Below are 19,272 nucleotides of genomic sequence, written 5' to 3'. Positions count from 1 at the left end.
GCTACGCAATGCCCCTTCATAGCACCGCCTTTTCATAGCTAAGTAAAAAGCTAAGGGTTGCAAACTCATCATCAGCTATTATTATATTTTCTAAGGGCAAGTCTCTTAATTCTTGCTCTTCTTCATTTATGATTTTTTCTTTAATGCTTAAAATTTCGCTTTTATAAACTCCGTCCTGATGGAGGCATTGATAAATAAATCCTAGTGCTAAATCCACACTTAAATCAAAGTCCTTTTGTAAAGCATTAATCTTCTGGCTTATTTCATTAGCCCTAGAAAGCTCTAAAAGTAAAAGTTTGGCATCTACGATAAACTCTCTTTTTTTAGCTAACTCAACGCTCACTTCATCAGTTAAAGGTCTTCGCTCATCCGCACTTAAATACTCTTTAACCACATCAACGCTTAATTCATCTTCACTTTTAATGATAACTCTTACTTTTCCTGCTCCATTGTTTAAAGCTTTTATGGAAGCGACTTTTGCACTTGCGCTTAAAGCGTGATAGATATAGCCTTTTTCACTTCCTGCGGTTGAAAAACGATGTACACTCATTACAGCCCTTTCTCTTAAGGCTTCATCGCTTTCCTCACTGGCTCCATCTTTGAAAAATTCTAGTTGTTTAATCTTAGCCACAAAAGGCAGTGGGGTTTGTAAAAACTCGGTTTTACTTTCTTTGCTTTGAATAAATTCATCAAGTTCCAAAATACCTTGTGCTTTACTTTGCCCTTTTTTAATCACCACTTCTTCTTTTAAAGTGGCAAGGTCTGCTTTTTCATTTGAAAAAATTGCACCTTTTGGGATGATGACATCATAAGTAAGTAAGGTATTTAATTCAAACTCTACTTTAGCTGTGGGCTTAACCCCTTTAAGCCTTTGTATCAAATAGCCATTAGCTACTACATTATCTAAATCACTTCCCTTTGCATAATGAAGATAAGTTGCTTTTATACTCTCATTAATTCTTGCTCTAATTATCATTTCTCTATAAGCTAAAGCTTCTAAAATGGCTTTAAAAGGGTCAGATTCTAAAAGCTCTACATTATCTTTTAAAAAGCTTTTAAAAAGTTCTTCATAGGCTTTTAAAAGCTTCTCATAGTCTTGCTCTTCTATGATTTGTGGATAAGGGATATCCTTTAAAAAGCTTTGTTTAAAATAGCTATCATTTGCACTTAAAAGCTCACTCATTTGCCTAGCTCCATGGTTAAATCCCCATAATTTTCAAAAAGCAAGGTAATGCTTAATTTATTGTCTTTACACTCATTAAGTCTCACACCTTTTAGCTTTACTCTTTTTTCCCACTTTGAAATTGCTTCTGCAGTGTATCTAGTAAGCTTTATCTTAAAATCATCATCGATTTTTCTATCTATGAGTGTATAAAGTAAAGAACCATACTCAGGTCTCATTACTCTTGAGCCTAAAGGAGTGATTAAAATGTCTTTGATACTTTCTTCGATGCTTGTTAAATATTTCATCTACTTACCGCCGTAGCACCATCTGTGCAAGAATGAGTATGACTTGTTAAATCACCTTTGCTATCGCTTATATTTCCACTAACTTGTAAATTGCCTATTAAGTTTAAATTTCCTTTTATGCTAAAAGTACCACTTGCCCCACCTTCACCACTTGTAGAAATTGCTCCTGCAATTTGAGTATTACCATTTAAATTAATACTTGGAGCGTTAAGCGTTATGGTATTAGCGTTTGTAGTATGATTTTTAGTATTTAAGGTGTTGTTTTGGTTATGGGTGGTTTTATCTACACAAGTGATATTTATATCTTTAACCACATCAAGTTTTAAAGTACTACTCTTAGAGTTGTATTCTAAATGCGTTCCATCTTCAAAATCTATATTAAAAGTATTTTCATCTGTGTTTTTTGCTCTATGTTTTTCTTGGTAAAGCCCACGCAAAATAACTCCACTATTTAAATCCCCACGCACAGGTATGACTAATACTTGCTCTCCTATTCTTAAAGGAGAAAAGCTCACTGCATAAGAATTAGCTAGACTTTGAAAAACACTTAAAAAATCCGTTACCATATCTCCAATAGCAACCTTAGCTTTACCTTCTTTAATGTCGCAAATGATGCCAAGTTCGTTCATTTTAAAACCTTTGAAATAATTAAATCACTATTATCACTAAGCCATTCACAAACTGCTTCATTGGTGCTTGCTAACTCAATAATAGAATCAATAGTTTTTTTACAAGTTTGTAAATTTAAAGCCTTAACATCTACTTTTTGTGGAGCTTTAATAGTCCAATAAGTTTTAGCGTATTTATTTAAAGCTTCTAAAGTATCAATATCAAGCTCATTTTTACTAGCGCTTTCTAAAAACCTCTCAAACTCACCAATCAATGCGTTTAAAAACATAGCTTCTTTATTTTCTAAATCTTTTTCATCTCTTAAAGCGGCTAATTTTAAACTCTCCCAATCAATACCCTTGCTAAAATCATCTTTTTTCATACAGTATATACCCTGTCTGCTAAGACCTGTTAAAACACATATATCTTTGATACTTTTTCCTTGTATGAAAAGACTTTTAGCAAGTTCTTTTTTGCTCATATTTTTCCTTTAGAATTATTGCTTGAAATTATATTTTTTTATTTTTTTAAAATCAGTCTATATATACTTTAAATAGGTGGTTTAAAAGCATTTTTTATCTTATGATTATGCGAAAAAATAAAGGCTTTTGATGCGTGATTTATTATTAGAGCTTAATACAAAACTCACAAATGAAAAAGTAAAAATTTCTCCTATTGGAATAGCCAAAGGACTTGATGGGAGAGTATTTAAGATAGATGGGGAAAAATTAATCAATAATATACAAAAAAATGGACTTGATATAGCGTTAAATCTTAATCATCAAGGAGGAGAAGCTTATGGCTGGTTTGATAGAAATTCATTAGAGTTAAGAGAAGATGGCATTTATGCAAGTCTTGAGTTAACGCCCAAAGGGAAAGAACTTGTTGAAAATAAGGCTTTTAGATATTTAAGCCCTGAATATTATGTGGATGATGATAAAAATGTTATTCATTTAGACGCCATGGGACTTGTAAATCAGCCCAATCTTTTAAACAGGGCTTTAAATAAAGCTAGGTCATTAATCAATAGCACCAAAAATTCAAAGTTAAGCACTAGGACAGAAGCTAAAAAAGGCAAGGTCGAGCATGGTCTTCAGGTGGGTGCAGGGAGTGAAACTCCCACTCGCAAGGATGATTTTAGTTCATCCGCGAAATTAAAAAAAGAAAGGAATACAATGAACGAAGAAGAATTAGAAGAATTACAAAAATTAGCCGAGCAAGTAGAAGAACAAGCTGAAAATGTAGAAGAATCCGTACAAGAGACAAAAGATTGTGTAGGTGAAGGTGAAAATCCAGACAGCGAGTTAGAAACTTTAAGACAAGAAAATGAAGAGTTAAAAGCACAAATTGCAGAACTTAAAGCAAAACTTGAAACTGCTTTAAACAAAAATGAAGAAACAGAGATTGAGCTTAATAAAAAACGCCTTGATTCTCTTTTGCAAAATGGACTCATTTTACCAAATCGCTATCAAAAAGCTCTTAATATGAAAGGCAGAGTTTTAGAAGATTATCTTGATGTTTGCAAAAAAGAAGCAAATATTGTTTTAGGTAAAAAAGAACTTAATTTTACAAACAAAAGAAAAGAACTTAATGCTTATGAGGCAAAAGTTTTTAAACAACTTGGAATCAAAGGAGGCAAATAATGGCTTTTACAGAATTAAGCACTGCTTACATGCAAGCAGTGAATAAGGGATTTTCAACCATTTTTAACAATGCTCTTGAAGGTGGAAATAAAGATTATGAAAAATTTGCAATGGTAACCAATGCAAATTCTTTGGTTGTAGAATATCAATTTTTAGCATCTTTACCAAAAATGCGTGAATGGATAGGCGATCGTCAATTTAGCAAACTTAAGGGTCAAGGTTATACTATCACTAAAAAAGATTGGGAAAGTTCCATTGAAGTACCACGAGATGTAATAACTTACGATAATTTAGGAATAATAAGACCACAAATTGAAATGTTAGCTTACGAAGTACAAAATCATTATAGTGATCTTATTTTTACACTTTTAGAGCAAAATCAAACTTGCTTTGATGGAAAAGCATTTTTTGCAAATGATCACGATATTGGTGGTGTGAGTTTTTCAAATCTTGGAGATAAAAAATTAAGTGCTGCAAGTCTTATGGAGGCTAGAAAAAACATGCGTGCACTGACTAATGAAAGCGGACGCACTTTAAATATCAATCCTGCTCTTTTGGTTGTACCATTAAGCTTGGAAGCAAAAGCACTCGAGATTGTAAATAGCGATTTAATCAATGGTTCAAGCAATGTTTTTAAAGGCGTTGTAGAAGTATTTACAAGTCCAAATTTAAGCGATCAAGACGCTTGGTATTTAATTGACAATACCAAACCAATCAAACCTTTAATTTTGCAAATCAACAAAGGAGCTGAGTTTGTTGCTAAAGATAATCCTACTGATGAAGCTGCTTTTATGCGTAAGACTTTCCAATATGGAATCGATAGCGAAGACAATGCAGGTTATGGACTGTGGCAATTAGCTTATAAATCAAGCGGAAAGGCAGAATAATGGACAATATAGTTTCAGCTAATAAACTTAGAAATCAAAATGCAATTTTAAATCCAAAAGAAAATGACGATCAAAAAGCTTTGTTTTTAAAGGAAAAGCAAGAGTTTGAAAAAGAAAAAGCTTTGTTTTTAAAGGAAAAACAAGAGTTTGAAAAAGAAAAAGCTTTGTTTTTAAAGGAAAAGCAAGAGTTTGAAAAAGAAAAAGCTTTGTTTTTAAAGGAAAAACAAAAGACTTTAGAAGAAAATGAAGAAACTATAATAAATGAGTCTTTAAAAAACAAAGAAACAAAAAAAGGAAAACAAGATAAATGATAGCCTTGCTTTCTCCTCCTAAAATGCTAGCTCTTACTTTAAAAGAGTTAGCACTGATGAAAAGAGCACAACAAAACTTAGCAAATATCGATGAAATTACAAGAGAAGTAGTAGCTAAAGCAGCAAAAGATGCAGATGATATTTGCAAAAATAAAGATATTGCTGATTTTATTTGGGAGGATTTTGCATACATTCGCATAAAAATTTATCTTAAAATCGTCTTAGATGATGAAGATAAAATCCTTCTAGATAATGCTTTAAAACGAATTGAAAATGCACCTTTGATTGATAAAGAAGGAAATTTAAGCTCTTTAAGACTTAAAATTATGCAAAGAAAGGACAGGTTTTAGCTTTTTAAGGCAAGACTTTAAGGAGTAAAAGGCGAGGTCGGGCGTGGCCTTCAGGTGGGTTAAGGGAGCGTAGCTCCTTATCGCAAGGATGAATTCATTTCATCTGCGAAGTTAAAAAGGACAGGTTTTGACTTTAGATAGTGTTAGCAAAGATTTATTAAAGCATTTTAATGCGATAGGCATAGCAAATTACGAAGATGTCAAACAAGGCGGACTTTATCTAATGCTTGAAAGCCTAACAAGTATTAATCATCATAAAGATAGTGTGAATTTTTCATTGATTTTTAGTTCTCATACTTTTAATAAAGATAAAGATTCTTTGATTAAAAAAATAGATGAATTAAGACTAAAACTTTTTGAATTTGATACAAGCAAAAAGCTTTTAAGTAGTATCGAAAGTGGTTTTATAAGCAGTTCTTTATTTGCTTATAGGCTTAAATTTAATATAGAAATTTTTTCAAAACCAGAAGGAGAAGAAGAAAATGAAAAATAACCCTTATTTTAAAGAAAGCGAATTTAAATGTAAATGCGGCAAATGTGAATTGCCTCAAAATGTACCAAGTGATGAGCTTATAGACATTCTTTGTGAAATCAGAGAACATTACAATGCTCCTATTATTATAAATAGTGGATATCGCTGCAAAGAGCATAATGCAGAGATTGGTGGAGCCCCTAAAAGCCAACACACTATAGGAAGTGCAGCGGACTTTGTGGTTAAAGGAGTTAAAACAGAAGAAGTTCATCAATATGTTTTAAACACCTATGGCGAAAGAGGTTTAGGGATTGCTATAAAACATAATTTTAATGATCCTTATGCTGGGTTTGTACATTTAGACACTAGAGGCAAAAAAGCAAGATGGACTTATCCATAAGGAAAAGATTGTGTTTAGTTTTATTTTATCAAGGTTTTTAAGTCCTTCAAAAATAGCTTTTTTTGTTCTAATTGCTCTTTGTGGTTTTTTATATTTAAAAAACAATGCTTTAGCTTTAGAAAATGAAAATCTAAAACTTAAAGCTTTGCATTTTAGCAATGAAATCAATGTTTTTAAAGATAAATTAGCTCAGCAAAATAAAGCTATTGATAAATTAAAACTTGATTTAAAGCCCAAAGAGACTTTAAAAGAAGTTTTAAAAGTGGATAAGGTTTTTATTAAAGATAAAAGCTGTCAGAGTGAACTTAAAGCTTATAAAGAATTATTTAATATTTTAGGAGCAAAAAAGTGAATGATAAAATGAGAATTTTCCTATTAATTATACCTTTTGTTTTTTTAAGCGCTTGTGCTTCTAAAGATATTTTGATTAAAACTGAAATCAAAGAAGTTAAAGTTCCTATTAAATGCCCTTTAAAACTTCCTTTAAAGCCTTTAGACAAACAAGACTTAGAAAGTGCTAAAGAAATCTCTAAATATTACTTAGAAGTTGAAAATATAGCCAAGCTTTGCACAGGAGAGAAAGATGAAAGAAAATAATAAAATGATAAATCAAAAAAGCATTGCAAAAGATCTTCTTATAGCTCTTTTGTTTTCAACTTTTGCATTAGCTTTATTATATTTATTTGAAATTTTTACAAGGAACTAGCAATGAAATTAGAAGATATATTTGTATATATGGTTTTAATGATAGTAAGCTTTATAGCTGGACTTGTAGGAATTGTAACAAAAAATAAATTAAGCAAAGCTCTTAATTTAAAAGGTAAATTTACACTCTTTTTAAAAGGTATGCTAGGCTCTATGTTTGTGGCATATCTAGTTTTTGAAATTGTAAATTATCTTAATTTTGGCATAAAGCTTAGCGTTGCAGTGGGTGGTTTTGCAGCTTATATGGGGACAGATGCATTGCTTAAAATTGAGCAACTTGTAGAAAAGCTTATAAATAAAAAATTAGATAAATTGTAAGGCTTTGTATTGACCCTTGTATTTTAAAAGGTTTTAAACGCAATTTAAAGCTTTTTAAAACTATATTTGAAAATAAAAAGAAAGCAAAAATGGATAAGTTAGAAATAAATGAAATTAAATCAAGGCTAAAGGCTTTAAAATTTAATCATAAAGAAGATAAAAATTTAAGAAGAGATAGGATTTTAAAACAAGGCTTTAAGGCTTTTGTTTTTGAATATTTTCCTCATCATATCAATTTTATCAAAAAAGAAAGCTCTAATTTTAGAAATTTTATCTATGATAATATTGATGAATTAGAAAAGAAAAATAATCATCTTTGTTTTAAAGCTTATCGTGGAAGTGCTAAAACAACGCTTTTAGTAAGACTTTTTACTCTTTACTCGCTTTTAAGTAATAAAAAGCAATATGCTTTAATTATATCTTCTACTTTAGACATTGCAAGTGAAAGTATAGCAAGTTTAAAAACAGAGCTTGAAGAAAATGCTAAATTAATTAATGATTTTGAAATAAAACTAGGCGATGAATGGACTAGTGAAGCCATAGTTTTTACAAGTTTTAAAATACATAAAAAAATTAAAGCTTTTGGTAGTGGTAAAAAGATAAGAGGAACGAATTATCTTGGCAAAAGACCTGATTTAATTATCTGTGATGATATAGAAAATGATGAAAATGTAGAAAGTAAAACGCAAAGGGATAAACTTTATAAATGGTTTAATAAAGCCATTTTAAAGCTAGTCGCAAGAACACAAGAAAATTATTTATACTTAGTCGTTGGAACTATTTTACATCAAGATAGTCTTTTAAATCGTTTAAATGATGATAAACGCTTTTTAATTTATGATTTTCCGCTTGTGCTAAGCTTTCCTGACAAACTTGATTTAATCGATAAAAACAATATTTTAAAAAGCGATTTAAAGGGTTTTAAATTAGATGATGAAAATTTAAACAAAATAGAAATTTTAAAAGAATATTTTGCTGATACTCAAAGTTTTTTTAGCGAATATCAAAACAAAGCATTAAGTACTGAAAATGCTATTTTTAGCGAGTATAAAATCATAGAAAAAGAACAAGATTTTGACCTTGTGGTTTTAGGGATTGACCCTGCACTTGGTAAGGCAAAAGGCGATTATTTTGCCATTGCTGAGCTTAAAAAAGTAGATAAAAATAAATTTCATTTAAAAGCAAGTGGCTATAAAATATCTCCTAGCAAGATGATAGATGTGATATTAAAGCTTTATATCAAATACTTAAGCTTAGGAAAAATAGTAAAAATAGCCATTGAAACAATAGCCTTTCAAGAGTTTTTCAAAGATAAGCTCAAAGAAGAGGCTTTAAAACTGGGAATTATTCTAAGTATTTGTGAGCTTAAAAATAAAGTCGCAAAAGAACTTCGCATCGATAGCTTAGCACCTTACATTAACGACGGCACGATTTTAATAGACAATAACTCAAATTTACTTATCGAAGAAATGCTAACCTATCCAAAAGCAGCACATGATGACTTGCTTGATGCAAGTGAGATGGCTTTTAGAATCGCTTGTAGTGCAGCAAATGCAGATTATAAAGCAATCAATAGAATACTTAGCAAAAGAAAGATTAAAAAAGGATTTTTATGAGAATATTAAACAAAACAGCAAGAAAAAGCGTAGCAAGCAGTGTTGATTTTGATAGCATAATCGCTGCTTTAAATAGTGAGAATTTTAGCGAACTTATAAGTATTTATGATTATTTTAAACGCTTTGATCCACAAATAGCAAGCGAAGTAATGAAAAGGCGTTTTAAAATGTGTTCTTTTCCTATGTTTATTACTTGTAAAGACGAGACTCAAAGAATATTTTTACAAAATTATATATCAAAAAGTGATTTTAGGAAATTCGTCTTTGAAATGAGTGCTGCAGTAGTTTATGGTTTTGCTGCTTTTTTACTTGAATGGAAGGTAAAAGATTTAAATGTTTTTCCAAAACTAAAATACATAAGTCCGAGATTTTTTTCGATGGATGATAAAGAAAGGCTATTTATTTATAGCGAAAGTAAAAAACTTTTTGTGGATGAGTGTGATGATATATTTTTGCACTTACATCCAAGCGATTCAGGTTCATTCATAGAACAATCCCTTTTTTATAATGTTGTAAGCATTGCGGTTTTAAAGCAACTTGCTATGAGTAAAAACATTTCTTATCTTGATAATTTAAGTGTGCCACCTATCATTGCAAAAACAACCAATGCAAACAGCGATAAAGAAATAGAAGAACTTTTAATGCAACTTAGTAATTTAAGAAGTGCAAGTGTGGGAATTTTTAACAAAGATGACATGGTCGAGCTTTTAAACTCAGGGCTTTCTACTTCTACTTTTACAGATTTTTTAAGGTATTGTGATGAAGCTATTTCAAAATTAATCAGCGGACAAGTTTTAGCAGGAAATGCAGTGCAAAATGGTACTCAAGCCTTAGGTAATGTACACGAAGAAGTGCGTCTTAATGTGGGTGAAATGGATACACTTTTTTTAAGCAAAAGCATACAAAAATTATTAGAGCAGATTTTAAAACTTAATTTTGCAAAGCCAGCTGAGTTTGAGTTTGTTTTTGATACAAACAAAGAAGTCGATGAGCAATACTTAGCAGGAGTTTATAGCACTATTTCTAGTATGGGTTATGAGATACCTGCTGAGTTTTTAGCAAAAACTTTTAGAATTGAAGGTTTAAAGAAAAAAGAAGTAAGCACTGAAAATTACGCATTTAACTCTTTAATGTTAGAAAAAAATAATCGTCTTAGCAAGGATAAAATAGAACTAAACTCAAGTGCAGAAGATGAGATAAGTGATGAAATTTATGAAAAAATCAAAGCCTTTTGGGAAGAATGTCAAAGCTATGAAGAATTAGAAGAAAGAATTTTTAAAGAATACCCAAATATCAGTTTTGAAAAATTAAAAGAAAGTCTGGATAAAAAAATCGCTCTTGCTTCCATGCAAGCTCTTTTGGATGCTGGCAATGAGTGAATAGGTGGGTCAAGGCAAAACGGGGCTTTTGCGTTAGCAAAAGGGTCGGGTAGCCTTTAGTTGCTTCTTAGGCGGAATTCACTTCCGCCGTTAAAGAAGGTTAAAAAAGGTAAAGAATGAGTAATATTTTTAACAAAAGCGTAGATGAAGCTTATAGCTATTTAGAAAATAAAGGCTTAAAAATAAGCTTTAAATATCACGAAATTAAAAAACAAGCACACGATCGTGCTTTTAGTGCAGCAGGCATTATGAAAACAGATGTATTAAATGATTTGCACGAAGAATTAAAAAAAGCTATGAAAGAAGGAAGAAATTTTAATGAGTTTAAAAACAATTTAAAAGAGCTTTTAACAAGTAAAGGTTGGTATGGTAAAAAAGAAATAACAAACCCAAAAACAGGAGAAAAACGCACTATAAACATCAATGCAAATCGCTTAAAAACAATTTATCATACCAATATGCAAAGTGCTTACGCAAAAGCAAGAGCAAAGCAACTTAGCACTTATACTTACAAAACTTACTGGGTATATAAATGTGCACTTTTAGAAGATTCAAGAAGTGAGCATAAAAAAATGCACAATTGTGCCATACATAGAGATGATCCTTTTTGGAAAACATCCTTTCCGCCTAATGATTATAATTGTAAATGTAAAGTCATAGCAGTAAGCGAAAAAGAAGCAAGGGCTAAATATAAAATTTTAGAAAATCCAAAAAGTATTGCTTCTAAAAACTTTGCTTATGATAAAAGAGAGAATTCACAGATGCCAAAAGAAACGAGAATAAGCCTAGATGAAAGCTTAGAGAATTTACCAAAGATACATGATTATGAAAATTTAAGTGATAAAGAATTAATGGACAAAGTCTATAAAAGCTTTGATGTAAAAAAAGGAGATTTACTTGTTGATAAAATAGGAGATGTAATAAGCTTAGATGATGATTTTTTCTATGATAAGAAAAAACAAATTTCTAAGATAAAAAAGAATAATCGCCACTTTTATATCGACTATCTGCCAAAGCTTGTAAAAGATCCTGATGAGATTAGATTAAGTATAGATACTGACCCTTACTACAAAGGCTTTACCAAAAAAACTTATATTAAATACTTTTATGATAATGGAGTAAAAGCTCTTGTAATGGTGCTAAATCAAAAAGGCAATCAAATCAATAATAAAACTATGTTTTTAAGCGAGAACGACAAGTATTTTAAAGAAGTATTAAGTCAAGGAAAAATTGTTTATAAAAAATAATAAATTTGCAAAAAAGAAGGTGGCTAAACTCTTATAGCCAATGACCCACTGCCACATCGTGATGATACTATAAGAGCATAACAACTTATTTGCTAAAATGATTATATAAGATTTTAAGTAACTTTGCAAGTTTTACATTTTAGCTATAATTTTTTCTTTCATTGTTTTAAATTCTTCTTCAGTAATAATACCTTTATCTTTAAGATTTGATATTCTCTCTAATTCTACGGTTAAATCACTATTAGTGGTAGATATATGATTATTTGCATCAGTATTTTGAGTACACTCTCTAACAAATTCAGCCATTTCTTTGGTTTCGTTTTTTTCCATATTTTTAATTTTAGCCTTATTACCCGAAGCATAAATAACTATCTCGCCAAACATCAAACCTGTACTATATTCAATAGATGAAATTTTATCATAAAGAAAAGTTTCCACCTTTAAGCTAAATATTCCCTTGTCAATAAAAATCAATCTTTTATCAGTAGCTACTAGCAGTCCTGTAGCAAGATTATAAGTGCCTTGTGCTGCTTTTTTTACCTTCTCATTCTCCCATAAAATATCTGGTAAAGCTTTAATTTCTTTTCTTGAGAAAATATTTTTAGCATTTGAAAAATCAGAAATTTGACTTTGTATTTCTTCTAAACTAGGCATTTATACTCCTTTAATAAAATGTCATAGTCTATTGAAGTTTATTTTAAAGTCTGCTTAAACAAAGTCCAAAGCATATCCTTAGTTTCTTCTTCCATTGCTCTGGCTACTCTTTTGTTTATATTTAAATTTTCATCGATAGGTAAAAAAGGTCTTGCTATTACATTTTTAGAGCCAAATTGATGCACTCTGGCATACGCAAAGCCTTTATAGGTGGCATTAAGTGCTACAAAAGCTCTATCATTTTCCACTCCACTATGTAAAGAGCTTTGCATAGAGCCTGTTGCAAAAAGCTTTTTAGTATGCATGATCTTTTGTGCTTTTCTTGAATTTAATGTACTTTGCTTTAAAGGTGCCCATTTTTTAGCATTAGAGTCTTGTTCTTTTTCTAGATTTTCTTTGCTTTCTTTATAAAGTGTTTCAGCAATTATTTCTTTTAAAATAATCTGCTTTTGTTCGTTTTCTAGATTTTCACATTTTTTTAAAAAATTCTCAAGACCCTTTAATTCAAAGCGCTTCATCAAAAAGTCCTTTTTGAGTTTCTTTTATATAGTATTTTGCCCAATTATCTACTTTGATAAGTTCAATAGACATAAAAGTGTATCCGCACTTAAGACATCTTCTAAATCTTTCATTGGTATCTGATTTTATAGTTTTTAAGACTTTAGTTTTTTCATTTGCACATCTAGGGCAGATCAAAATAAATCCTTTAAAAAAGCTTTTAAAGGATTATATCTATTTTTAATTATTTTATTTAGTTTTAGCAATCTTTTCTAAAACTACAAGCATTATAGTGCAGTCTTTTTTGCTAAGAGTTTCAAGAGAGTATATATCTTTTTTTAAAGTTTTTTTACAAAGTTTGTAAAAACTAAAAATAGGCATTTTTGTTTGTTTTAATAAAGCTTTTAAATAAAAAAATTGTTTATTAGAACTAGCTTTTTTAAGCATTAATCTGCCCTTAAAATCAGGTACGAAGTTTATATCATCTTTAATTTTACCATCAAAAATATCAAGCAAGATTTTAAGCTCATCTATGCTTAAATCTTTTGAGCTTAAAACCTCAAATCTTAAAGCTAAAAAATCTTGCCAAGCATTATTTTCTTTATAATATAAATACTCTTTGTGCATGTGTATTTTAGCTAGAAGTTGTTTTCTAAGCATTGCTTGTTTAGGACTCATAGCAAACCTCTTATATAGAGTTCTTTTTTTAAAAAGCTTCTACTAAGCCCACTTACACGAGAGAGCTTGGCTATATTTACTTTGCCATTTTTGTGTTTATAAAAGCCATTTTCATCATTTAAAACATCTTTTAAAAGTGTTTTAAAAGCCCTTAAAGCACCATTTCTTTTACTCATCTTTTCTTTCCTTGCTAAATAAAACTTAATCAAACCCACTAATTAGTGAGTTTTGTTAAATTTTTGGCTTTTTTTAACATATTTCATTTTTATGTTAAAATTTTTAATATTTTTTAACATTTCAAAAGTTCAGGATTTTCATGGATATTGCCAATGACACTCATATTTTTATCTGAAACAAGCATTTTTAACAAATTGATATCAGCAGGATTTTTTTTCCTATAAAGGTTTTCATTACAGTCTTTATCATAGATGATTATTTTAAACATTTTATAAGTATTATCTCTTGTAATATAATAAATTTCTTCAAGCGATTCATTTTTGATAATATCATTTTCATAGATTTTATTTTCATTTTTATCAAAATAGCCAGTCCATAGCTCAATTTCTAAATCATTGCCATTTCCTATAAACATATCTGCAATATCCGCAGTATTTGCGTAAAATCTTGAAATTCGCCCAGCAATCACTCTTTCGTTATCTATTTTAATTAAAGTCGGCTCTTTCTTTAAAAACTCTTCTTTAGTTTTATCCCAAATCCTAAAATCAAAATCTTGTAGTTTCATTTCTCATCTCCATTTATACTTTTAGCAACTTCTTGCCACTCTTCATCGCTTTTAAACTCATTATTAAGTTCTTTTAAAAGTTTAAGTACTTCATCATTAGACAAATTAGAAAGAATAGCTCTTATTCTTTCTAATGGCTTGATATCCTTATGGATAATTCCAAAGAATTCCTCTTGCTCTTTTGTGCTTAAATCTTCAAAAAGTTCAGCCAAATCATGAGCGTAAAAATCTTCTAAATCACTCGCATCTATGCTTACATTGACATACATTTTTTATCCTTTTGTTTTAAATTAAGTTTTAAAAACTTAATCAAATCCGCCTTAGCGGACTTGTTAAATTCTTAATTTTGAATTTCTAAGCTTTCAATCTTTGGCTCTATTCTAAAATTATCCTTTACAACTCTTTTAAGTCCAAGCTTTACTAAAGTAGTATCATCAAGCTCTACAATGGCATCTTTATTAAGTTCTTCTTTGTAAATGATGCATTCATTAAGGTTGTAACTTTTAAAGGCTTTGATTAAGTTTTCTAGCTTTTCTTTCACACGTGGTAAAGATACACTTTTACTTAAGCGGTAACCAATCTTACCAAAGGTGAATTCTTTGCTTCTTTTTTCTGCAAACTCGTGCTTGTTATTTTCACAAAAAGTAGTGATACATTGCTCTATGTATCCAAGCTCATCACTTAAAACCTTAATCTCTCCTGCACGAGCTTCTTTAATCTCATTGCAAGCTAAAGTTACTTCTCCATTAATCTTTTCTATTTTTACACTAAGTTCTGCCACTTTTTTAAGTGCAAGATTTACATCTTCAAAACTATTTATTTGCATTTATTCTCCTTTTAAATTAAATTTATTAATTTGATAATCCCAAAGAATTACGCCATATCTTAAAAGCACTGCGTGTTTAGCTCTTTTCTTGATTATCCTTAAACCCTTATTGTAAGGGCAACTCCAAAACTAGCTCTTTAATGCCAAGCTTTTTAGCTAATGCTAATTCTTCTTGCATTCCCTTAGAATACTTAGCATCTTTATGATTGCTCATATAAATATAATCACTTGCTTTTAAAAGCTCTAATCCCATTTGTAAAGCTTTGTCTCTGTGTTTGTTTTCATCCAAATAGCTAAATTGTAGTATGGGTGAAACAGGTGTAAAGCCTTCACATTCACGCATAATTTTTAAGCATTCTTGCTGGGCTACACTAATAGCTTGTGCTTTTCTTTGACTTTCTCTTACAGCTAAAGCTTTGTAAGGAGAAGCGATATAAACTATTGCCATGAATTTTCCTTTCTAATAATTTTAGGGTTTTACCCTTTTTAAGTCTTTGCAAAAAAGACTTAAAAAGAAAAAACTTAATCAAAACCAGCGAAGCGACGCCGTTAAGACGAGGTTTCTATAAAGTGCTTTAATTTAAGCACTTTTGTTAAGTTTTTTACCCAAATGAAAACGAATGATTTTTTTTGCAATATAATCAGGATAAATTCCTTTTAAAACATCTACAAACACTCCACTTTCTTTATAAATAATGCTTACACCCTTTATCTCAAAAAGCGAAGCACTATAATCAGCTTTCTCACCTTTAATCATTGGTATCATTTTTTCTCGCCTTTAATTAAGTTTTCTTTCTTTACTTTTTCTTTTTTGATTAAGTCAATCGTTTCAAAGATAGCCATCCACTTGTCTTTATTTTTAGGACTCTTTAACTTTCTAAGAGCTTCAGTATAGATTTGATGAACGCGTGTCACGCTAAGATTAAGTTCTTTAGCTATCTCTTCAAAACTCATAATATAACCATCTCGCTTGCACTAGTTAATAACTCATCATTGATTTCGCACTCTTCAAGTTCTGCAAGTCTTAAGGCCTTTTTTAAAAGCTTTGCAGAGCTTCTAAAATTACCATTGCTAAATTTAAAATAGCCCTTGCCAAAAAACTCATCACTTTCTTCCTTGCTAAGTCCTCTCATCATCCATTTACCACAAATCCTTGAGTAAAGTTGTTTAAGCTCTTTGTTTTTACCCATTAGGTTTTTGTATAAAATCTCAGTTCCTACTAAAATAAGAGGCACTCTAGCAAAATCCGCAATGCGTCTTAAATCCTCCAAAGCCTTTAGTGGTAGATATTCGGCTTCATCTACGATTAAAATCTTTTCATTGGTCTTTAAAAATCTTGCAATTGCTTTTAGTTTTGAAGCATTGTTGCTATTTGCTTCGATTTTAAGAGCATTTAAAAGCTCATCAAGCATTACACCCACACTTGTATGACAAGTTGCCTCTATTAAAATACTTTGTGGTCTGGTTTTAATAAACTCGTTTATAATAGTGGTTTTTCCTGTTCCTGCTTCTCCAAAAATAAGTGCGATTTCTTTTTCATTTACAGCTTCGCTCATTACAAAAGTAGCCATAGAAAAATCACGGCTTCTAAAAAGTTGTTCTTTTTTAGGTTTTTCATTTTGCTTATCTTTGTGATTAGCGATAAAATCTCTTATCTTTTTACTCCATAAAGCCACATCACCTTTATAGCTTGCACTTTTAATCTGTGAGATTAAAGAAGCACTCGCACCAATCGCTCTTGCCAATGCACTTGGCTTCATACCGCTTTGCTCTAAAAAGCATTCTAATTCTTTGCTTAGTTCTTGCATATAAATCCTTTTGTTTTTAAGCTTTTTTAAAAGCTTTTAAAAACTTTCAAAGCGTGTTTAAATAGACTTTAAAAGCTTTTAAAGACTTTTAATATCCTGCCTTTTTGGCAGCATTTTCCCATTTTGGAATTTTGCATTTGGTATCTTTTATAACTTTTGTACTCAAATGTTCAAAATCACCATTGCTAACAAGGGCTTTTGAAAATTCAAGTTCTTTTTTAGCGTTGTTACTAGCTTTTGTTTTTGGAGCTTTAACTTTTTCTAGTTTTTCCTTGCCAAGAGCTAAATACTTTTCCATATTCTTTTCTAAAATCATTCTTTGCTCATCGATTTTGTCTTTATTTGCTTTTATGGCTCTATTTACAAGCTTTCTAGCAACTTTAGCTTCTTCAATGCTTACTCCAAGTTCTAAATCTAAGTTGTTTGCTACACAAATAAGTTCTTTTTGTTTATCAAAGCAAAAGATTTCGTTTTGGTTATTAAGATTTTCACACACAAACACTTCTTCATGGGTGTATAATTTTGGATTATAAAAAAGAGTTCCATTAAGACTTAATCCTTTATTTAGAACCTTTCTAAGCTTTAATTCACCGCCTAAATACATACTAAGGCTAAGCTCATCTATACTAATAGCATCGCTAATCTTTGCTTCAAAACTTTCTTTTGGAGTAGCACCTAAGCGATCAAGCCATTTATTATTCATAAAATACGCACTATAATCATCAATACACTCTCTCATATACTCAAGTGTTTTAAGTCTTCTTTGATTTGTCTTATAGCCTTTTTTAAGTCTTCTTTCTTTTTTAGAATAAAAAAACTCAATAGCCTGTCTTTCTTTGATGTTAGCTCCTATATATCCGACGAGATTGGCTGTGAGTGAGTTTTGTAAGTCTTTGAATTTATTTTCTACATAAGGCTTACTCCAGCCACTGTAAGCTGGCATCGCTTTATAATCAATGTTTAATCTCTCTAAAAGAGCTTTGACATTTTTACTTAAAAATGCCTTGCCATTATCTGAGTGTATGCATTTTGGCACACCATAAGTGCTGATGTATTTTGCAATGGCTCTTGCTATGCTTAAACTATCTTCACTAAAGCCTAGATAAAAGCTAGCCACACCACTATAAGTATCGATTAATGATATTATAGTGTAGCGTTTATGCCAAGAGCACTCATCGCCTTTTAGCCCATAAGTTTCATTGATAAAATCTACTTTACAAATAGCATCAAGTGGGCTTGCATCAATTTCTACGATTTCATTGATGGTATTTACTTTCCAATTACTCACACCAAGTGCTGGTAGATGTCTGCTTATAGCTCCATCTTCGCCATGCAAGATGATATTTTTTATGAGTTTGTTTTCTTTTAAGTATTTTTTCATACTTCTTAAAACACACTCATAGCTTATAAATTCATCTTTTTTGCCTAGAAAATCTTTTAAATCTAACTTGCCATTCTTTGCTAATTCATAATTTAATACCCTGTGGATATTAGAAGCATTAAGCCTTCCTTTTTGAGCAAGCAAAGTATTTATAAAAAGCTCTTTTATACCAAGAGTGCTAATGGCATCATCTTTTTTATTTTCTCTTTTATCTATTAAAGCATCAAGTCCGTTTGCTAAGTATTCTTTTTGCCAAGAAAAGAGCTTGTTTTGTGTGAGTTTAAACTCATAGATTTTTTTAGCGTTAATATAGCTTATGAAATCATTTGTGCTTATCTTGCCTTTAGCATGTAGCCATTCTTTAACCACAGCGGCTTTTTGTAAAGCTAAGTTTTGCTTTTTAGAACTGGCTTTTGCAAAGAGGCTTAAGCTATCTTTGTTTATTTGTATTTGATTTTCGCTAAGTTTGGTTTTGTTAGTGTTTTGCACTTGCAAGGCTTTAGAATTTTTAAGCAAAACATCATCATTTAATGCTTTGCTTAAAACTTCTTGTGTTGTTTTAGGAGTTATAGTAGTAGTATTGCTTATATCTTCTATGTTAAAACCTTGCTCTACTAGCTGTGTTTCTTCCTTATTTAAAGGTTTAGACCAGATTTGAAGGGTTTTACCACCGTGTCCTTTGCCTTGGGTGTATTTAAAGTGTATTATATGACTACCTGAAATACAAATTTTTTTAGTCTGCTTATTTGCACGAATACAAGATTTTTTAAGTGCTTCGTAATTTATATCATATTGCTTTGCAAATTCTTTACTGCTTATCCACATTTAAGCCACCTTAAATCCATCTTTTTCTAACATTTCTTTTAATTCTTTGGCTCTGCCTCTTATACCTTTTGTTTTGCCATAGCTCATATTTAAAAGCAGTCTATAATCGCTTTCATTTAACTTTTTAAATTTAGCCCAAGTACGAAGCTTAAAGCCTTTTTTGCTCATTTGCTCAGTTAAACTTGTAAAGCTTTTACGCATTTTTACTCCTTTATGGTATAATCACTTAAACCACTCCAAAAAAAGGAGTGGTAAAGATGATTTTATAACTCAAGTTTGAAAGTGATTTTTAGCTTCCAAACTTGAGTTTTACGACCACCTTTTTACACTTTAAAACTTTCATTTTAAAGCTCCAAAAGTGATATTATCCCCACCCACCCAAGCCACTTTTAAAAAAAATCTTTTTGTGATACAATTCTTTTAAAAGTAATAGAATTATAGTGTAATTTATTA

General features: G+C 30.4%; 30 protein-coding genes. 12 read left to right on the top strand and 18 right to left on the bottom strand.

Features of this window, described 5'->3' with window-relative positions; translation table 11 throughout:
• Nucleotides 1-16 precede the first annotated feature (16 nt).
• From AJN58_RS03490 to AJN58_RS03475, 4 genes are read right to left on the bottom strand one after another with little or no spacing between them, the layout of a single operon-like run.
• Nucleotides 17-1,183, bottom strand: a complete 1,167-nt coding sequence (locus AJN58_RS03490) for a baseplate J/gp47 family protein (RefSeq protein ID WP_070291983.1) — start codon at nt 1,181-1,183, stop codon at nt 17-19.
• Nucleotides 1,180-1,470, bottom strand: a complete 291-nt coding sequence (locus tag AJN58_RS03485) for a GPW/gp25 family protein (protein WP_020836806.1) — start codon at nt 1,468-1,470, stop codon at nt 1,180-1,182. The genes AJN58_RS03490 and AJN58_RS03485 overlap by 4 nt, the downstream gene beginning before the upstream one ends.
• Entirely contained in the window at nt 1,467-2,099 is a 633-nt protein-coding gene (locus AJN58_RS03480) for a phage baseplate assembly protein V (RefSeq protein ID WP_070291981.1), read from the bottom strand. The genes AJN58_RS03485 and AJN58_RS03480 overlap by 4 nt, the downstream gene beginning before the upstream one ends.
• Nucleotides 2,096-2,560 (bottom strand): DUF1804 family protein, encoded by a 465-nt coding sequence (locus AJN58_RS03475; protein ID WP_002865847.1) that lies wholly within the window; start codon nt 2,558-2,560, stop codon nt 2,096-2,098. The genes AJN58_RS03480 and AJN58_RS03475 overlap by 4 nt, the downstream gene beginning before the upstream one ends.
• Nucleotides 2,561-2,690: 130 nt before the next feature.
• Here AJN58_RS03475 and AJN58_RS03470 point away from each other — a divergent pair, with 130 nt between their 5' ends.
• The 12 genes from AJN58_RS03470 to AJN58_RS03415 all read left to right on the top strand — a co-directional run bounded on the left by AJN58_RS03470 (nt 2,691) and on the right by AJN58_RS03415 (nt 11,407).
• Nucleotides 2,691-3,722 (top strand): phage protease, encoded by a 1,032-nt coding sequence (locus AJN58_RS03470; protein WP_070276120.1) that lies wholly within the window; start codon nt 2,691-2,693, stop codon nt 3,720-3,722.
• Complete coding sequence (locus tag AJN58_RS03465; protein ID WP_070276121.1) at nt 3,722-4,609, top strand: Mu-like prophage major head subunit gpT family protein; 888 nt, start codon at nt 3,722-3,724, stop codon at nt 4,607-4,609. Before AJN58_RS03470 ends, AJN58_RS03465 begins: the two co-directional genes overlap by 1 nt.
• The gene (locus tag AJN58_RS03460) at nt 4,609-4,920 is read left to right on the top strand and encodes a hypothetical protein (RefSeq protein ID WP_014517220.1); all 312 of its coding nucleotides are present in this window, start codon (nt 4,609-4,611) and stop codon (nt 4,918-4,920) included. Before AJN58_RS03465 ends, AJN58_RS03460 begins: the two co-directional genes overlap by 1 nt.
• Entirely contained in the window at nt 4,917-5,270 is a 354-nt protein-coding gene (locus AJN58_RS03455) for a hypothetical protein (RefSeq protein ID WP_002790896.1), read from the top strand. The genes AJN58_RS03460 and AJN58_RS03455 overlap by 4 nt, the downstream gene beginning before the upstream one ends.
• Nucleotides 5,271-5,397: 127 nt before the next feature.
• The gene (locus tag AJN58_RS03450; RefSeq protein WP_002790266.1) at nt 5,398-5,763 is read left to right on the top strand and encodes a hypothetical protein; all 366 of its coding nucleotides are present in this window, start codon (nt 5,398-5,400) and stop codon (nt 5,761-5,763) included.
• Entirely contained in the window at nt 5,753-6,142 is a 390-nt protein-coding gene (locus AJN58_RS03445; RefSeq protein WP_002922136.1) for a YcbK family protein, read from the top strand. The genes AJN58_RS03450 and AJN58_RS03445 overlap by 11 nt, the downstream gene beginning before the upstream one ends.
• 10 nt (nt 6,143-6,152) lie before the next feature.
• Nucleotides 6,153-6,494: a hypothetical protein gene (locus AJN58_RS03440; protein ID WP_002854893.1), complete on the top strand. Its 342-nt coding sequence runs from the start codon at nt 6,153-6,155 to the stop codon at nt 6,492-6,494.
• Nucleotides 6,491-6,739, top strand: a complete 249-nt coding sequence (locus tag AJN58_RS03435) for a hypothetical protein (RefSeq protein WP_070280988.1) — start codon at nt 6,491-6,493, stop codon at nt 6,737-6,739. Before AJN58_RS03440 ends, AJN58_RS03435 begins: the two co-directional genes overlap by 4 nt.
• A gap of 111 nt (nt 6,740-6,850) precedes the next feature.
• The gene (locus tag AJN58_RS03430; RefSeq protein WP_002790261.1) at nt 6,851-7,165 is read left to right on the top strand and encodes a phage holin family protein; all 315 of its coding nucleotides are present in this window, start codon (nt 6,851-6,853) and stop codon (nt 7,163-7,165) included.
• 89 nt (nt 7,166-7,254) lie between these two features.
• Nucleotides 7,255-8,781, top strand: a complete 1,527-nt coding sequence (terL, locus tag AJN58_RS03425; protein ID WP_002865465.1) for a phage terminase large subunit — start codon at nt 7,255-7,257, stop codon at nt 8,779-8,781.
• Nucleotides 8,778-10,160 carry a DUF935 family protein gene (locus tag AJN58_RS03420; RefSeq protein WP_002909830.1) on the top strand — a complete coding sequence of 461 codons (1,383 nt, stop codon included), beginning with the start codon at nt 8,778-8,780 and terminating at the stop codon, nt 10,158-10,160. Before terL ends, AJN58_RS03420 begins: the two co-directional genes overlap by 4 nt.
• Before the next feature lie 116 nt (nt 10,161-10,276).
• Complete coding sequence (locus AJN58_RS03415; RefSeq protein ID WP_070291979.1) at nt 10,277-11,407, top strand: phage minor head protein; 1,131 nt, start codon at nt 10,277-10,279, stop codon at nt 11,405-11,407.
• A 132-nt stretch (nt 11,408-11,539) separates the two neighbouring features.
• On the opposite strand, the gene AJN58_RS03410 is transcribed toward AJN58_RS03415, so the two are convergent.
• The 14 genes from AJN58_RS03410 to AJN58_RS03345 all read right to left on the bottom strand — a co-directional run bounded on the left by AJN58_RS03410 (nt 11,540) and on the right by AJN58_RS03345 (nt 19,020).
• On the bottom strand, nt 11,540-12,061 hold the full coding sequence (locus tag AJN58_RS03410; RefSeq protein WP_052780838.1) for a PH domain-containing protein: 522 nt from the start codon (nt 12,059-12,061) through the stop codon (nt 11,540-11,542).
• A gap of 38 nt (nt 12,062-12,099) precedes the next feature.
• Nucleotides 12,100-12,579 carry a phage virion morphogenesis protein gene (locus AJN58_RS03405; protein ID WP_029588834.1) on the bottom strand — a complete coding sequence of 160 codons (480 nt, stop codon included), beginning with the start codon at nt 12,577-12,579 and terminating at the stop codon, nt 12,100-12,102.
• On the bottom strand, nt 12,566-12,757 hold the full coding sequence (locus tag AJN58_RS03400) for a hypothetical protein (protein ID WP_002790256.1): 192 nt from the start codon (nt 12,755-12,757) through the stop codon (nt 12,566-12,568). The genes AJN58_RS03405 and AJN58_RS03400 overlap by 14 nt, the downstream gene beginning before the upstream one ends.
• A 51-nt stretch (nt 12,758-12,808) precedes the next feature.
• A complete protein-coding gene (locus AJN58_RS03395; protein ID WP_002909839.1) occupies nt 12,809-13,237 on the bottom strand; it encodes a hypothetical protein in 429 nt (142 codons plus the stop codon).
• The gene (locus AJN58_RS03390; RefSeq protein WP_002864977.1) at nt 13,234-13,413 is read right to left on the bottom strand and encodes a hypothetical protein; all 180 of its coding nucleotides are present in this window, start codon (nt 13,411-13,413) and stop codon (nt 13,234-13,236) included. Before AJN58_RS03390 ends, AJN58_RS03395 begins: the two co-directional genes overlap by 4 nt.
• A gap of 113 nt (nt 13,414-13,526) precedes the next feature.
• The gene (locus AJN58_RS03385) at nt 13,527-13,979 is read right to left on the bottom strand and encodes a YopX family protein (protein ID WP_052780837.1); all 453 of its coding nucleotides are present in this window, start codon (nt 13,977-13,979) and stop codon (nt 13,527-13,529) included.
• Nucleotides 13,976-14,248, bottom strand: coding sequence for a hypothetical protein (locus AJN58_RS03380; protein WP_070291977.1), 273 nt, complete (start codon nt 14,246-14,248; stop codon nt 13,976-13,978). The genes AJN58_RS03385 and AJN58_RS03380 overlap by 4 nt, the downstream gene beginning before the upstream one ends.
• Nucleotides 14,249-14,319: 71 nt before the next feature.
• Nucleotides 14,320-14,805 (bottom strand): host-nuclease inhibitor Gam family protein, encoded by a 486-nt coding sequence (locus AJN58_RS03375; protein ID WP_002872701.1) that lies wholly within the window; start codon nt 14,803-14,805, stop codon nt 14,320-14,322.
• Nucleotides 14,806-14,911: 106 nt separating this feature from the next.
• Nucleotides 14,912-15,253, bottom strand: coding sequence for a DUF4406 domain-containing protein (locus AJN58_RS03370; RefSeq protein WP_070291975.1), 342 nt, complete (start codon nt 15,251-15,253; stop codon nt 14,912-14,914).
• A gap of 132 nt (nt 15,254-15,385) precedes the next feature.
• Complete coding sequence (locus AJN58_RS03365) at nt 15,386-15,571, bottom strand: hypothetical protein (protein WP_002824157.1); 186 nt, start codon at nt 15,569-15,571, stop codon at nt 15,386-15,388.
• Complete coding sequence (locus AJN58_RS03360; protein WP_070291973.1) at nt 15,568-15,759, bottom strand: sigma factor-like helix-turn-helix DNA-binding protein; 192 nt, start codon at nt 15,757-15,759, stop codon at nt 15,568-15,570. Before AJN58_RS03360 ends, AJN58_RS03365 begins: the two co-directional genes overlap by 4 nt.
• Nucleotides 15,756-16,613 (bottom strand): AAA family ATPase, encoded by an 858-nt coding sequence (locus tag AJN58_RS03355; RefSeq protein WP_002790751.1) that lies wholly within the window; start codon nt 16,611-16,613, stop codon nt 15,756-15,758. The genes AJN58_RS03360 and AJN58_RS03355 overlap by 4 nt, the downstream gene beginning before the upstream one ends.
• An 88-nt stretch (nt 16,614-16,701) precedes the next feature.
• Nucleotides 16,702-18,819, bottom strand: a complete 2,118-nt coding sequence (locus AJN58_RS03350) for a Mu transposase C-terminal domain-containing protein (RefSeq protein WP_070291971.1) — start codon at nt 18,817-18,819, stop codon at nt 16,702-16,704.
• On the bottom strand, nt 18,820-19,020 hold the full coding sequence (locus tag AJN58_RS03345; RefSeq protein ID WP_002790505.1) for a hypothetical protein: 201 nt from the start codon (nt 19,018-19,020) through the stop codon (nt 18,820-18,822). It abuts the gene before it with no gap.
• Between the last annotated feature and the right edge of the window lie 252 nt (nt 19,021-19,272).

Source organism: Campylobacter sp. BCW_4321, assembly GCF_001763075.1.
Taxonomy (GTDB): domain Bacteria; phylum Campylobacterota; class Campylobacteria; order Campylobacterales; family Campylobacteraceae; genus Campylobacter_D; species Campylobacter_D jejuni.
This window is presented reverse-complemented; position numbering and strand designations above follow the sequence as displayed.

What these genes read in the sequence shown, in the direction of transcription:
- AJN58_RS03490 (WP_070291983.1), bottom strand. Translation starts at nt 1,183, where the DNA reads ATGAGTGAGCTTTTAAGTGCAAATGATAGCTATTTTAAACAAAGCTTT.
- AJN58_RS03485 (WP_020836806.1), bottom strand. Translation starts at nt 1,470, where the DNA reads ATGAAATATTTAACAAGCATCGAAGAAAGTATCAAAGACATTTTAATC.
- AJN58_RS03480 (WP_070291981.1), bottom strand. Translation starts at nt 2,099, where the DNA reads ATGAACGAACTTGGCATCATTTGCGACATTAAAGAAGGTAAAGCTAAG.
- AJN58_RS03475 (WP_002865847.1), bottom strand. Translation starts at nt 2,560, where the DNA reads ATGAGCAAAAAAGAACTTGCTAAAAGTCTTTTCATACAAGGAAAAAGT.
- AJN58_RS03470 (WP_070276120.1), top strand. Translation starts at nt 2,691, where the DNA reads ATGCGTGATTTATTATTAGAGCTTAATACAAAACTCACAAATGAAAAA.
- AJN58_RS03465 (WP_070276121.1), top strand. Translation starts at nt 3,722, where the DNA reads ATGGCTTTTACAGAATTAAGCACTGCTTACATGCAAGCAGTGAATAAG.
- AJN58_RS03460 (WP_014517220.1), top strand. Translation starts at nt 4,609, where the DNA reads ATGGACAATATAGTTTCAGCTAATAAACTTAGAAATCAAAATGCAATT.
- AJN58_RS03455 (WP_002790896.1), top strand. Translation starts at nt 4,917, where the DNA reads ATGATAGCCTTGCTTTCTCCTCCTAAAATGCTAGCTCTTACTTTAAAA.
- AJN58_RS03445 (WP_002922136.1), top strand. Translation starts at nt 5,753, where the DNA reads ATGAAAAATAACCCTTATTTTAAAGAAAGCGAATTTAAATGTAAATGC.
- AJN58_RS03430 (WP_002790261.1), top strand. Translation starts at nt 6,851, where the DNA reads ATGAAATTAGAAGATATATTTGTATATATGGTTTTAATGATAGTAAGC.
- terL (WP_002865465.1), top strand. Translation starts at nt 7,255, where the DNA reads ATGGATAAGTTAGAAATAAATGAAATTAAATCAAGGCTAAAGGCTTTA.
- AJN58_RS03420 (WP_002909830.1), top strand. Translation starts at nt 8,778, where the DNA reads ATGAGAATATTAAACAAAACAGCAAGAAAAAGCGTAGCAAGCAGTGTT.
- AJN58_RS03415 (WP_070291979.1), top strand. Translation starts at nt 10,277, where the DNA reads ATGAGTAATATTTTTAACAAAAGCGTAGATGAAGCTTATAGCTATTTA.
- AJN58_RS03410 (WP_052780838.1), bottom strand. Translation starts at nt 12,061, where the DNA reads ATGCCTAGTTTAGAAGAAATACAAAGTCAAATTTCTGATTTTTCAAAT.
- AJN58_RS03405 (WP_029588834.1), bottom strand. Translation starts at nt 12,579, where the DNA reads ATGAAGCGCTTTGAATTAAAGGGTCTTGAGAATTTTTTAAAAAAATGT.
- AJN58_RS03395 (WP_002909839.1), bottom strand. Translation starts at nt 13,237, where the DNA reads ATGAGTCCTAAACAAGCAATGCTTAGAAAACAACTTCTAGCTAAAATA.
- AJN58_RS03390 (WP_002864977.1), bottom strand. Translation starts at nt 13,413, where the DNA reads ATGAGTAAAAGAAATGGTGCTTTAAGGGCTTTTAAAACACTTTTAAAA.
- AJN58_RS03385 (WP_052780837.1), bottom strand. Translation starts at nt 13,979, where the DNA reads ATGAAACTACAAGATTTTGATTTTAGGATTTGGGATAAAACTAAAGAA.
- AJN58_RS03380 (WP_070291977.1), bottom strand. Translation starts at nt 14,248, where the DNA reads ATGTATGTCAATGTAAGCATAGATGCGAGTGATTTAGAAGATTTTTAC.
- AJN58_RS03375 (WP_002872701.1), bottom strand. Translation starts at nt 14,805, where the DNA reads ATGCAAATAAATAGTTTTGAAGATGTAAATCTTGCACTTAAAAAAGTG.
- AJN58_RS03370 (WP_070291975.1), bottom strand. Translation starts at nt 15,253, where the DNA reads ATGGCAATAGTTTATATCGCTTCTCCTTACAAAGCTTTAGCTGTAAGA.
- AJN58_RS03365 (WP_002824157.1), bottom strand. Translation starts at nt 15,571, where the DNA reads ATGATACCAATGATTAAAGGTGAGAAAGCTGATTATAGTGCTTCGCTT.
- AJN58_RS03360 (WP_070291973.1), bottom strand. Translation starts at nt 15,759, where the DNA reads ATGAGTTTTGAAGAGATAGCTAAAGAACTTAATCTTAGCGTGACACGC.
- AJN58_RS03355 (WP_002790751.1), bottom strand. Translation starts at nt 16,613, where the DNA reads ATGCAAGAACTAAGCAAAGAATTAGAATGCTTTTTAGAGCAAAGCGGT.
- AJN58_RS03350 (WP_070291971.1), bottom strand. Translation starts at nt 18,819, where the DNA reads ATGTGGATAAGCAGTAAAGAATTTGCAAAGCAATATGATATAAATTAC.
- AJN58_RS03345 (WP_002790505.1), bottom strand. Translation starts at nt 19,020, where the DNA reads ATGCGTAAAAGCTTTACAAGTTTAACTGAGCAAATGAGCAAAAAAGGC.